Origin of the sequence: Acinetobacter sp. UBA1297, assembly GCF_002307755.1 — a bacterium.
GTDB lineage: Bacteria > Pseudomonadota > Gammaproteobacteria > Pseudomonadales > Moraxellaceae > Acinetobacter > Acinetobacter radioresistens.
Window position 1 is genome coordinate 4,813 of the sequence record NZ_DBUF01000003.1, and the last position, 12,368, is coordinate 17,180.

The window sequence follows — 12,368 nt, forward strand, 5'->3', positions numbered from 1 at the left end:
TTTTTTTGATCTTCCATCTGCCAGCCGAGAATTGCTAGCCATGTCTACTGCTTATACCGCTCAGACTGCGCCAAAAGCGTTGTTTGATTACGACAAATATTGGGCGTCATGTTTTGAACCTGCGCCATTTTTGCCGATGTCACGCGAGGAAATGGATCAACTCGGCTGGGATAGCTGCGACTTTATTTTAGTCTGTGGCGATGCCTATATTGATCATCCTTCATTTGTGTCCGGAATTATCGGACGCGTATTAGAGGCACAAGGTTTTCGGGTTGGTATTATTGCGCAGCCAGACTGGACCAATGTCGATGCCTTCCGCGCGTTGGGTAAACCGAATATTGCCTGGGGTGTAACAGCAGGTAATATGGATTCCATGATCAACCGCTATACGGCTGACCGTAAAATCCGTTCAGATGACGCCTATTCTCCAGACAATGTACCTAACAAACGTCCAGACCGTGCAGCAACTGTTTATTGCCAGCGCTGCCGTGAAGCTTTTCCAGATGTTCCTGTCCTGTTAGGCGGAATTGAGGGGTCACTACGCCGCATTGCACATTATGATTACTGGTCAGATAAAGTCCGTCGCTCTATCTTAATGGATTCGAAAGCTGACCTGCTCATGTACGGCAATGGTGAGCGTTCAATTATCGAAGTAATGCATCGTCTGGCCAAAGGCGAAAAGATTCACGAGATTACTGATGTTCGTGGTACAGCATTTATTATTAATAAACATAATCGTGCCTCCAAGGCCCAGTTTATCGAAATTGCCTCGAATGACGTAGATACGGTGGGTCGTGTTGATCCTATCATTAACCCGTATGTAATGACTGAAGATATTGATGGCTGTGAAATTGAAAAAGATAAGGGGAATTCACTAACCCAATATCAGAATTTCCAGAAAGAAATTGTTCATAATCCGATCGTGCGTGAAGGGGACCAGCTTGAACCGGATACACAAATTGTGCAATTGCAGCCAGTATCCAAAGCCATTAAACACAAGTTACCTCCACGTGAGCTGGCAGTAATTCGCTTGCCTTCATTTGAACAAGTTGCAAATGATCAGGTGCTGTATGCCCATGCTAATCGGATTCTGCACTTGGAAACTAATCCTGGCAATGCGCGTGCACTAGTGCAGCGGCATGGTGAGCGTGACGTATGGCTAAATCCGCCGCCGATTCCATTGACTACTGAAGAAATGGATTATGTATTTGACCTGCCATATGCACGTCTGCCACATCCATCCTATGCCGATGCACGCTTCCCGGCTTTTGATATGATCAAGTTTTCGGTAAACATCATGCGTGGCTGTTTTGGAGGTTGTACGTTCTGCTCAATTACAGAGCATGAAGGACGGATTATTCAAAACCGTTCCGAAGAATCAATTCTGCGTGAGGTTGAAAAGATTCGGGATACCGCGCCGGGCTTCACAGGTATTATTTCAGATTTAGGTGGCCCTACTGCAAATATGTACCGTTTGCACTGTAAAGACCCTGAAATTGAGAAAAACTGCCGTAAACCTTCATGTGTCTATCCGGGCGTTTGTCAGAATCTGCATACTGACCATGCTCCATTGACTCAGCTTTACCGCAAAGCACGGGCGATTAAAGGAATTAAAAAAATTCTTATCGGTTCGGGACTGCGCTATGACCTTGCCGTACTCAATCCCGAATATGTGAAAGAGCTGGTACAGCACCATGTGGGCGGCTATCTGAAAATCGCACCAGAGCATACTGAGAAAGGTCCATTATCGAAGATGATGAAACCTGGTATTGGTACTTATGACCGCTTTAAACAGATGTTTGACCGCTTTAGTAAAGAGGCAGGTAAAGAACAGTACCTGATACCTTACTTTATTGCTGCGCATCCGGGTACAACTGACTATGACATGATGAACCTGGCGGTCTGGCTGAAAAAGAACGGTTTCCGTGCCGATCAGGTCCAGACCTTCTATCCGTCACCTATGGCGACGGCTACAACCATGTATCACACCAGTAAGAATCCACTGGCAAAAGTGGCACGTTATACTGAAGATGTTGATATTGTAAAAGGTGAAAAGCGTCGCCGCTTACATAAGGCGTTCTTGCGTTATCATGATCCAAATAACTGGCCAATGCTTCGTGAAGCTTTAAAAGAAATGGGACGTCAGGATCTGATTGGTAATTCCAAACAGCATCTGATTCCAACCTATCAGCCGCAAGGGACTGAGGGCGAATATAAATCGGCGCGCAAAAAGAACTCGACAGTAGCTGGAGATTCACAAAAACGTGTTACCGGTGTGAGAAGACAAGGACAAAATCAGGGGCAGAACCAGCGGCCGAAAAAAGGGCAGATGCTGACCCAGCATACAGGTTTACCGCCACGTGAAACAGGTGAGAAGCGCCCTTTTGAATTGACCAAGAATAAGCGTAAAGGTAAATTCAAAACTCCCTATTAATTGATCAAGGCACTTCGGTGCCTTTATTTTTATACTCGATAATTCCGATATGGATAACATTCGGTAAAGAAAAAACTGTATAAATAGATTGCTTACTGTTTATATCTATTTAAGATAAAACAGATAGACAGGAATATGACCAACTGACTTGCTCTTACCGCCAAAATCATTTAAGTTGGGCCGGTAAGTTTTAAATTTTTAACTAGAATAAAACGGTTATAAACCGAGCTGATTATAAAAATAGATTAAAGGATTAATATTATTATGTTTTACCTGATTATAGCAGGCCTTATTGCACTGTGTGTTATAGCAGTCATGCTCTTTAACAGACTCAAGCCCCGTGACAAATATGATAGTGCGCTCAAACGCCGTGCAATCTTCAGTCCTGCCCAACAGTTGACTTTTAATCGTCTGCAACAGGTATTACCAGACTACTATATTCTGGCTCAAGTTTCTTTCGATACATTACTCACCACTAAATATAATCATACCCGTATAAAATATCAGCATATGATTGCTGACTTTGTGATTTTAGATCGAGAAAGTCAGATTTTTGCAATTATTGAGATTGATGATGCATTGAGTTTAAAAAAATTAAAATATCAGCATTATCAGTGTAGTTTACTTGAAACGGCAGGTTATAAGGTGGTGCGTTATAAAGGTGTACCTGAGGATGAGCAGCTTCGTTCTGATTTTTTGGGAAAGCTACCGCTAACAGGAGTAGTTTCCTCCCAGTCTCCCCGGTTTGAAAATATTATGCACTACCGAGACTGTGTAAAACAGTATTAGTAAAATTAAGCTGTTATTTTTAATAAATTCTATAAAAATCTATTAAGACACCCGACAGACGTCAGGTGCCTGTAGTGCTGATCATGAGGTTAGGGTAAAACTGCCGTAACAGTCATTTCAACCAATACATCTGGAGCATAAAGTTTAGCTTCAACACAGGTTCGTGGTGGAGCGGCACCCTCTGGTACCCAAGCATCCCATACTTCATTCATGGCAGCATAATCCTGCTCAATATCTTTGAGAAATATAAGTACTGACATAATATGGGATTTGTCTGTACCTGCCTCAGCCAGTAGCTTGTCAATCAGCTCTAGTGTTTGGCGTGTCTGTCCCTGTATATCTAGACGGGTATCTTCAGCCAGCTGACCGGCCAGATGTACCAGCTGGCCACTAATAGTCACTTCGCTAAAGCGTGGTGTGGTATGCAGACGTTGTACAGGCATGTTTTACTCGACATTTAATTCATGAATGATGAGTTACCATAACATGCAGCTATTTTTCAGTAAAATCGGGAATGAAAAGTAAAGTAAAATCGAATTATTAAAAACAAAAAATGAATGAGAGGAGTTATAAGAAAATATTGTGCAGTTTTACGTGTTATACCCTGACTGTCGAGTTGCCCTGTAACATTCGGATTTGATCGTCACGCCAATCACAGGACAGCATGCTAAAAGTAAAGGTGATTTCTAGCATCTCAAAGTACATGGATAAATGTACTGCACTGTCTAGAGTACCTTAATCTGTAGAAAAAGCGAGCACAAGTTGCTGGATTTTTCTTCGGTTGGTGAAAGAATAACCAGAAATAGACCTCACCATAAACTCAATTGGTTTTCCTGTTGTGCTTGTTGCAGCTGGTATACGCCTACACCAACCAGACGGAACAGTGAATTTTCACCAATATGCATTTCTTGTAGCAGCAGCTCTACGGCTTGGGCAAACTCTAGTACAGAGCGTAGTGGCAGGCGGAAGCTTTTACTGTGTTGCAGGGTCTGAAAGTTTTTAAGTCGAAGTTTTAAACTGATCCCGCAGGCAACCAGATTCTTATTGATGAGGGATTGCCAGACTTTTTCAACCAGTATTGGCCAGTAAGAATTACATTCCTGCAAACTTAAGTCTCGATCAAAGGTAATTTCCTTGGAAATCTGTTGGCGCTGTCGATTGGCCTCTACCGGACGATGGTCAATCCCTTGGCCATAGAGATAAAGCTGCCGGCCATATTTACCAAAATGCTGACTAAGAACACTTTCTTCAACCTGCTGTAAGTCTCCCAAGGTATCTAGCTTTAACTGCTGCAGTTTTTGCTGCATGACTTTACCAACGCCCGGGATTTTCTTTAGGGGCAGGTCTTGAATAAAAGCCTGAACCTGATGAGGTTTAATTACACAAATGCCATTAGGCTTGTGCCAGTCGGAAGCAATTTTAGCCAGAAATTTGTTAGGAGCGACGCCAGCTGAAGCAGTCAGATGAAGTGTTTTAAAAATATCTTCACGAATCTGCATTGCTACAGCCGTAGCACTAGGCAGGTTTTTCAGATTTTCAGTGACATCCAGATAAGCTTCATCTAGTGAAACCGGTTCAATTACCGCAGTGTATTGCTGAAAAATGTGATGTATCTGGGCTGAAATAGCCCGATATTTAGCAAAGTCCGGCTCAATCACATACACATCAGGACATAATTTTCTTGCTTGAGTCATCGACATGGCTGAACGCAGACCAAAACTGCGGGCTGGATAAGAAGCGGCCGCCACTACAGCACGGGGGTGGTGGGAGGCAATGACCACAGGCAAATGTACTAGTTCCGGCCGCTCCCGCAGCTCAACTGACGCATAGAATGCATCCATATCGATATGAATAATCTTGCGCATCAGAGTTCAGGACTCAGACCGATATTTTTCAGATAACGCTGCCATTCTGCGGGACTGCCCCGGTAGGCATTCAAATCTACCGGTTTGGGAATTCCCTTAATTTTCCCCTGCCGGCTGTACTGCCAAAAGCTCCAGGCACGTTTATCCTTCAGCTCGGGCATTCCGTCGTAATCACGAATCCAGAGTGGGGTATGTGGAAAACTGTCGGTTAGTACCAAATGATAAAAATTTTTGGATACATAAAATATGGGCGGCTTGCCATAATGTGTTTTCAGGCGGTCATGCATCAGCTGGATTTCTTTAAGTAACTGCTCCTTGGTATAGGTATTAATACAGTTACTGTCGTATTCAAGATCAATTACCGGAGCAAGCGCATCTGCTTTATGCGGTACAGTCTTTATAAAATTATCGGCCTGTACTGCGCCATTACGGCATAGGCGGTAAAAATGATAGGCGCCTACGCGTAAGCCTTGTTCGCGTGCAGCCAGCCAGTTGTGCTGGAATTCATGGTCCTGGAAATCTCCGCCTTCTGTCGCCTTTAAATAGACAAACTGATAGCGCTTGGGAGAAATTTGCCTCCAGTCAATATCACCCTGATGATGTGAAACATCAAAACCCTGAACAGGGAATTCTTCTCCCGCCTGTGGCTGGTTGCTAAACACACTCAGCAGTATTAAACCCAGTAGCAGCAGGCTTCCAACAACGGCCAGCATCCATGACCAGGCAATTTTTGGCGAAATAGTCTGAGGCATAACTTAGCAGATAATAGGCAGAAGGCTTAAGCATAAACTGCTTCTACTAAAAGTTCGAGTCAAATTCAGGACTCCGGCTGTATCTGCTTTTCATCTGGAACCCGCCAAAAGATCAGCATTGCCAAGATATTGATCAGACCCAGGCAGATCAAGGCAGAATGAAAGGCCTTGCTAACATCAACTGGACCATAGTAATTGCTAAAAATATTAATCAGTGTACCAGCCAGCGCTACCCCGATACTCATGGAGACCATCTGAATCATGGAAAGAAAGCTATTACCTTTACTGGCATCCTGCTGGGGCAAATCTTTTAGGGTCAGAGTATTCATTGATACAAACTGCAGGGAGTTAAGCAGACCCATTACCAGAAAATGTAAAGTTCTTAGCCAGATGGGTGTATCGGCAGTAGTCAGGGCAAAACTGGCAATAGTTAAACCGACCAGACAGGTATTGGTAATAAGAAAACGGCGATAACCAAATCTTGAAATCAGCGGCCTGATCAGTGGTTTAGAAATCAGGGAACCCAAAACCAGTGGAATCATCATCAGACCGGTCTGTAGCGGACTGATATCAAATGCAACCTGTAACATTAAGGGCAATACAAAGGGAATTGAATTTCCACCGAGCCGTGCAAAAAAGTTACCTAATATTCCAATTGAAAATACAGGATTTTTTCGGAACAAGCTGCTACGGAACAGGGCATTCTGATGCCAGTGTGCATGCGTAGCATATGCCGCCATAGCGATGGCTCCTACAGCAAATAATGTCCAGCCTAAGGTATTGGAGTAGTTTTCATTAGAAATCACTTCAATAGACAGTGATATACCGACCATACTCAGCACAAGCAGAATAAAACCACTAAAGTCAAATGAACTGACATTGGCTTCGGTGACATTCGGCATGGCTTTAAAGGTCATGATACAGCCGAGCAGACCAATCGGAACATTAATCAGAAAAATCCAGTGCCATGAAAATACTTCAACAAACCAGCCACCGAGAGTAGGGCCCATCAATGGCCCAAGCAGCCCTGCCAAGCTCATCAGGCTCATGGCTGAGAGGAATTGTGTGCGCGGAATAATTTTCAGCATAGATAGCCGGCCGATGGGCAAAAGTAAAGCAGCACCAGCGCCCTGAATTACCCGGAAAAACAACAGCTGGTTCAAGTTTTCAGCTAGACCACAGCCCAGTGAAGCTAGGGTAAAAATTACAATGGCTGAAAGATAGGTATTGCGTACACCAAAACGGTCAGCCAACCAGCCACTTAGTGGAATACAGGCTGCCGAGGCCAGCACATAGGCCACCACTACACTATGCATCTTGAGCGGGTCTTCATTCAGCTGCTCGGCCATTGCTGCAATTGCCGTATTGACAATGGTGGTGTCCAGACCTTGCATGAAGAAGCCGATCGATACCAGAAAAACTAAAAGACGGTATTCAGCTTGTACAGGTTGATGCTCAGCGGTAACAGCCATAATATTATAAATAATGATATTTTTTGATAGTTTATCGAATCTAGAATAAAAGTCCTGTAGTGCTCTGTACTTTCTCAGTAATGATTGATTTGCAAATAAGCCCCACATTAAAATATTTTATTTATTCTTTAAAGGCAGACCTTTCAAAAAATTCTCGTCATCAGAATGTCATGAATCTGCAATAAAAATGTCATAATCTTGTCACAGCCGACCGCTTGGGGCAGTCGTGATACTTATTCTTCAAGAGAATCCTGACCTCTATGACAATCGAAATTTTTATGATTGTAGGCTTCTGTCTAGCAGCTTATTCAATTGTCGGAAATGATGTGCCACAAACCTTAGGTACGTTTATTTCATCCAATGCCCACCGTCCCTGGTGGGTACTATGGCTATATACCAGCAGTATTCTGGCGGTAGTGCTGATGTATGGCTGGTGGACTTCGGGTATCGGCGACGCTTCTTATGGACGTCTGGAAACCATTCCTTTTCCTGAAGAAGGAATTACCTGGTTATATATAGTTCCTCCCATATTACTGATTCTGCTCACGCGCTACGGTATTCCGGTCAGTACTACTTTTCTGGTTCTTACTATTTTCTCACCAAGCAGTCTGGGTTCAATGCTGACCAAATCGATGATGGGTTATGCAGTGGCTTTTATTGTGGCAATTTTGGTTTATCGTTTTGTTATTAAAAGAATCTCTATTTATTTTAGCCAGACCCGGCATCATCCTACTCCCAAATTCTGGATTGGTCTGCAATGGGTCTCGACTGCATTTTTATGGAGCCAATGGCTGATTCAGGATCTGGCCAATATTTTCGTCTATGTTCCCCGTGTGGTTCCTCTTGGTTTTATGATATTTGCCATTTCGGTCTTTATTATTTTGCTTGGCGTCATTTTTTACCAGTGCGGCGGGAAAATCCAGAATATTATTGATACCAAAACAGGTGTAGCAGATATTCGCTCAGCCACCATTATTGATTTTATCTATGCCTTTATTCTGCTGGTGTTCAAGGAATGGAGCAATATTCCGATGAGTACCACCTGGGTCTTTCTGGGTCTCCTGGCCGGGCGTGAGTTTGCCATGTCAATGCACCTGGTTGAAGTAAACCGGCACCGGACTTCACGCAATGTCAGTAAAGATGCTATGAAGTTGCTCTTCGGACTGGCTGTAAGCGTACTTTTGGCAACCACCTTACCTTGGCTCTATCAGCTCATTTCGGGGACATAATATTAAAAAAACGGGCCTAAGCCCGTTTTTTACAGTTAGTTAACTAAATTGCAAAGCGGCTTGGACTGTTCAGGTTCTTCATTGCATTAAAGATGGCTTTACTGTGTTCACACACTACAATTTTGGCGCGATGCTGAGCAGGCAGAAAACCTTCTTGTACTGCATGATCCAGCTGGTTGATCAGTGCATTATAAAAACCATTTACATTATATAAAATCATCGGCTTCTGGTGCTGATTTAACTGCCCCCAGGTGGCAATTTCCAGAATCTCTTCAAAGGTACCCAAACCACCCGGCAGGGCAACAAAAGCACTGGCTCGTTCTGCCATGAGTGCTTTACGTTCATGCATGCTTGCAACAATATGCAGCTCTGTTAGCTGGTTATGGGCAATTTCATAATCCAGCATAAATTCCGGAATTACCCCTACGACTTCACCGCCAGCTTCCAATACGCTGTCAGCCACTTGACCCATCAGGCCGATACTGGCACCGCCATAAACGATGCCAAACCCATGTTGTGCCAGTCCTTGGGAAAGTTCAATTGCTTTTTCACGGTAAATCGGGTTATTGCCCGGACGCGAACCACAATATAAAGCTACCAAATGCTGAGTTGTTCTTGGTTCAGGATTAACTGGGGCATTTCTCATTTCTAGTACACTATTCATCATTATATTTTTACCTTAGCATGTTCTTTTTTCTCGCTCTAGCTCTAGCTTAAGTAAAAAATATGACATCTTCAGTAGAAGGCTATAATGGTTTTAGATAGGGTTTGTATCAAGTTGGTGAAGAGCACAAGATTGAAAAACAAAAAAAGATGAATTTCTAAAAAATCTTGCCTATACTGAAAATCTGTTAAACAACATATTGATCAACATGGGCAGTGGTTGTAGTCGCTCCGAATATCCTGACTTTTATAAAGAAAAAATAGTGACCCGAATCCGGGACTTCAGTAACAGTTCTCCAAGAGAAAGTGTAAATCGCCAGCAGGAGCATGTTCAATGATTTTTGAATGGATGTCTGATCCTTCTGCTTGGGTAGGCCTGGTTACTCTGGTCGTTCTGGAAATTGTACTGGGTATTGATAACCTGGTATTTATTGCCATTCTGGCTGAAAAACTGCCGCCACATCAGCGAAATACCGCACGTATTTTAGGTCTGATCCTGGCTCTGGGGATGCGGCTGATCCTGCTTGCTTCTATTGCCTGGGTGGTCACCTTAACTGATCCTCTCTTCCATATTTTTGATCATCCGTTTTCCGGCCGTGACTTGATTCTGCTGTTCGGTGGGGTATTCTTGCTCTTTAAGGGGACAATGGAACTGCATGAGCGGATTGAAAGTAATCATGCACATAAAGAAGAAAATCCGGTTCATGCGGCCTTCTGGATGGTTATTGTCCAGATTGTTGTGCTTGATGCGGTATTCTCGCTTGACAGCGTGATCACGGCAGTAGGCATGGTGAAAGAGCTTTCGGTCATGATGATTGCAGTCATTATTGCTGTGGGAATCATGTTGTGGGCATCTAAACCACTCATGGAGTTTGTCAACCGCCACCCGACCGTAGTGATCCTGTGTTTAGGCTTCCTGATGATGATCGGCTTTTCGCTGGTGGTTGAAGGCTTTGGCTTCCATATTCCAAAAGGCTATCTGTATGCTGCAATTGGCTTCTCGGTGCTGGTAGAAATGGTCAACCAGACCATGCGTCGTAACCAGGAAAAGCTGGTAACCACCACCGATTTACGTTATCGCACTGCCTCAGCAGTGATGCGGATGCTCGGCGGTAAAAATACCAGCAATAGTAATGAGTCACCATCAAACGAGCCGGAAGATGTGCTGGCAACACGCGCCTTTGCCGATGAAGTCTTTGATGAAAAAAATGGTGTATACCACAGTGTAATGGTGCAGGGCGTACTTGGACTGGCCGAAAGGCCGGTCAAATCTGTAATGACTCCACGTCCAGAACTTGAATGGATTGATCTGGATGAAGATGCTGAAGTCATTAAAGAGCGTCTCTTAAGCATGACACATTCCCGCCTGATTGTGGCGCATGGAGAACTTGATAATATTGCCGGTATTGCATTGACCCATAAAGTCCTGAATGAATACATTGAAACCGGGACTCTAAATTTCGAAAAACATCTGCGTGAACCGGTGATTGTGCATGAAAATGCTCAGGTTCTGATGGTAATGGAACAGTTACGTCAGGCACCCTTACAGATGGCAATTGTTTTAAATGAATATGGTTCTATTGAAGGTATCGCTACACCGATTGATGTACTTGAAGCCATCGCCGGTGAATTTCCGGATGAAGATGAGTTGGAAGCGGCTGCAGAGAGCCTCGAGGATGGTTCACTGATGCTGGAAGGCTCAACCGATATTCGACATGTTTCCTTATTGCTGGGCCGTAATTTGGTTGACGAAAGTGAGCAGTATTCAACGTTATCGGGTTATATGCTGTATCACTTGGGCCACTTACCTGTAAATGGTGAAAAGCTACAGGCAGATGGGCATATTTTTGAAGTGGTCACCATGGACGGTCATAAAATTGAGAAAATCCATATTATGACCAGTGACCAGCCGGCATCTGATGAAGAATATCGTTAGAAGCTGTATTAGAAAATTCGCTACAATAGCCCCTTCATAAGGGCTATTTTTTTGGATTCAGCTTATGTCAGGCGCATCATGTCCATGCGGTAAAGGCTTATATAAAGATTGCTGTGAACCTCTGCATAGTGGCAAAACCCGAGCGGTACATGCTGAACAGCTCATGCGTTCGCGCTACAGTGCTTTTGCTTTGCAGCAGATTGGCTATATCGTAAAAACTACAGCTTTTGGTCAACAGCCTTATCTGGAAGGGGCTGCTATACAGCAGTGGAGTGAGACAAATCGCTGGTTAGGACTTGAAGTAATCAACTTTAAAGAAAAGCTGACCAAACATCATGCTCAAGTCGAATTTAGAGCTCATTATCATGATGGCAAGCAGCCACAACTTCATCATGAAATATCGTATTTTGTGCAGCAGGCTGGGCAATGGTTTTTTCTGGACCCGACGGTTGATATGCCGGTTACCATGAAACAGCCATGTATTTGTGGTTCAGGTAAAAAATTTAAGCAATGCTGTGCCCCTTTTCTGGCAACTTTAACTTAAAATAGCGCTATTTTTAGCCTGGACGGAACACAGGGCAATGCTTCTCACTATAATTTATATTATTGCAATTACAGCCGAAGCCATGACTGGCGCTTTATCTGCCGGGCGACGCAGCATGGACTGGTTTGGTGTAGTGCTAATTGCCTGCGTGACTGCATTAGGAGGAGGTTCGGTCCGGGATGTGCTGCTGGGTCATTATCCTCTCACCTGGGTGAAACATCCTGAATATTTGGTGCTGACCTGTGCAGCGGCTTTTTTTACCATTTTGATTGCTAAATGGATGCGTCATTTACGGAATATCTTTCTGGTTCTGGATGCCTTGGGCCTTATTGGTTTTACTATTATTGGCTGTCAGATTGCCCTGCAAATGGGACATGGTTTCGTAGTTTCGGCAGTTGCAGGAGTGCTTACCGGAGTCTCTGGTGGTATTTTGCGAGATATTCTATGTAATGACGTGCCTCTAGTATTCCGCCGTGAACTGTATGCCAGTATCTCTTTTGTTGCAGTGATCTGCTACTGGAGCTGTCTGAATCTGGGTTTATCGCTTGAACTGACAGTGATTGCAACTCTGGTATTTGGCTTTACCTTGCGGTTGATTGCTATTTATTTTGGTCTGGAAATGCCAAAATTTATTTATAAAGATGAAGACGATAGTTCAGCCTCTTCTAAAGATTTGTCCTGACC

11 protein-coding genes are annotated in these 12,368 nt (G+C 43.8%); 6 read left to right on the forward strand and 5 right to left on the reverse strand.

Annotated features, from left to right (window positions below; all coding sequences use genetic code 11):
- Positions 1–40: 40 nt before the first annotated feature.
- Positions 41–2,434, forward strand: a complete 2,394-nt coding sequence (locus B3R63_RS00810; protein ID WP_286728056.1) for a YgiQ family radical SAM protein — start codon at positions 41–43, stop codon at positions 2,432–2,434.
- 264 nt (positions 2,435–2,698) lie between these two features.
- Entirely contained in the window at positions 2,699–3,223 is a 525-nt protein-coding gene (locus B3R63_RS00815) for a DUF2726 domain-containing protein (RefSeq protein ID WP_286728003.1), read from the forward strand.
- Between the two features lie 89 nt (positions 3,224–3,312).
- Here the strand turns inward: B3R63_RS00815 and B3R63_RS00820 are convergent, their stop codons facing one another.
- The 4 genes from B3R63_RS00820 to mdtD form a co-directional block, all read right to left on the reverse strand.
- Complete coding sequence (locus B3R63_RS00820; protein ID WP_005022898.1) at positions 3,313–3,666, reverse strand: RidA family protein; 354 nt, start codon at positions 3,664–3,666, stop codon at positions 3,313–3,315.
- A gap of 366 nt (positions 3,667–4,032) precedes the next feature.
- Positions 4,033–5,088: a DNA polymerase IV gene (gene dinB, locus B3R63_RS00825; protein ID WP_286728005.1), complete on the reverse strand. Its 1,056-nt coding sequence runs from the start codon at positions 5,086–5,088 to the stop codon at positions 4,033–4,035.
- Entirely contained in the window at positions 5,088–5,840 is a 753-nt protein-coding gene (locus B3R63_RS00830; RefSeq protein ID WP_286728007.1) for a GH25 family lysozyme, read from the reverse strand. Before B3R63_RS00830 ends, dinB begins: the two co-directional genes overlap by 1 nt.
- A gap of 65 nt (positions 5,841–5,905) precedes the next feature.
- Positions 5,906–7,312 (reverse strand): multidrug transporter subunit MdtD, encoded by a 1,407-nt coding sequence (mdtD, locus tag B3R63_RS00835; RefSeq protein ID WP_286728008.1) that lies wholly within the window; start codon positions 7,310–7,312, stop codon positions 5,906–5,908.
- 260 nt (positions 7,313–7,572) lie between these two features.
- Here mdtD and B3R63_RS00840 point away from each other — a divergent pair, with 260 nt between their 5' ends.
- Complete coding sequence (locus B3R63_RS00840; RefSeq protein WP_286728010.1) at positions 7,573–8,541, forward strand: hypothetical protein; 969 nt, start codon at positions 7,573–7,575, stop codon at positions 8,539–8,541.
- A gap of 43 nt (positions 8,542–8,584) precedes the next feature.
- Here the strand turns inward: B3R63_RS00840 and B3R63_RS00845 are convergent, their stop codons facing one another.
- Positions 8,585–9,208 carry a TIGR00730 family Rossman fold protein gene (locus tag B3R63_RS00845; RefSeq protein ID WP_005017221.1) on the reverse strand — a complete coding sequence of 208 codons (624 nt, stop codon included), beginning with the start codon at positions 9,206–9,208 and terminating at the stop codon, positions 8,585–8,587.
- A 330-nt stretch (positions 9,209–9,538) separates the two neighbouring features.
- On the opposite strand from B3R63_RS00845, the gene B3R63_RS00850 reads away from it, so the two are divergent.
- From B3R63_RS00850 to B3R63_RS00860, 3 genes are all read left to right on the forward strand, one after another.
- Positions 9,539–11,140 (forward strand): TerC family protein, encoded by a 1,602-nt coding sequence (locus B3R63_RS00850; RefSeq protein ID WP_005405845.1) that lies wholly within the window; start codon positions 9,539–9,541, stop codon positions 11,138–11,140.
- A gap of 64 nt (positions 11,141–11,204) precedes the next feature.
- Entirely contained in the window at positions 11,205–11,684 is a 480-nt protein-coding gene (locus B3R63_RS00855) for a YchJ family protein (RefSeq protein WP_286728012.1), read from the forward strand.
- Between the two features lie 37 nt (positions 11,685–11,721).
- On the forward strand, positions 11,722–12,366 hold the full coding sequence (locus B3R63_RS00860) for a trimeric intracellular cation channel family protein (protein ID WP_005017209.1): 645 nt from the start codon (positions 11,722–11,724) through the stop codon (positions 12,364–12,366).
- Positions 12,367–12,368: the final 2 nt, after the last annotated feature.

Coding starts and splice junctions, on each gene's coding strand:
- B3R63_RS00820 (WP_005022898.1), bottom strand. CDS start 3,666: ATGCCTGTACAACGTCTGCATACCACACCACGCTTTAGCGAAGTGACT.
- B3R63_RS00850 (WP_005405845.1), top strand. CDS start 9,539: ATGATTTTTGAATGGATGTCTGATCCTTCTGCTTGGGTAGGCCTGGTT.
- B3R63_RS00815 (WP_286728003.1), top strand. CDS start 2,699: ATGTTTTACCTGATTATAGCAGGCCTTATTGCACTGTGTGTTATAGCA.
- mdtD (WP_286728008.1), bottom strand. CDS start 7,312: ATGGCTGTTACCGCTGAGCATCAACCTGTACAAGCTGAATACCGTCTT.
- B3R63_RS00830 (WP_286728007.1), bottom strand. CDS start 5,840: ATGCCTCAGACTATTTCGCCAAAAATTGCCTGGTCATGGATGCTGGCC.
- dinB (WP_286728005.1), bottom strand. CDS start 5,088: ATGCGCAAGATTATTCATATCGATATGGATGCATTCTATGCGTCAGTT.
- B3R63_RS00810 (WP_286728056.1), top strand. CDS start 41: ATGTCTACTGCTTATACCGCTCAGACTGCGCCAAAAGCGTTGTTTGAT.
- B3R63_RS00855 (WP_286728012.1), top strand. CDS start 11,205: ATGTCAGGCGCATCATGTCCATGCGGTAAAGGCTTATATAAAGATTGC.
- B3R63_RS00860 (WP_005017209.1), top strand. CDS start 11,722: ATGCTTCTCACTATAATTTATATTATTGCAATTACAGCCGAAGCCATG.
- B3R63_RS00845 (WP_005017221.1), bottom strand. CDS start 9,208: ATGATGAATAGTGTACTAGAAATGAGAAATGCCCCAGTTAATCCTGAA.
- B3R63_RS00840 (WP_286728010.1), top strand. CDS start 7,573: ATGACAATCGAAATTTTTATGATTGTAGGCTTCTGTCTAGCAGCTTAT.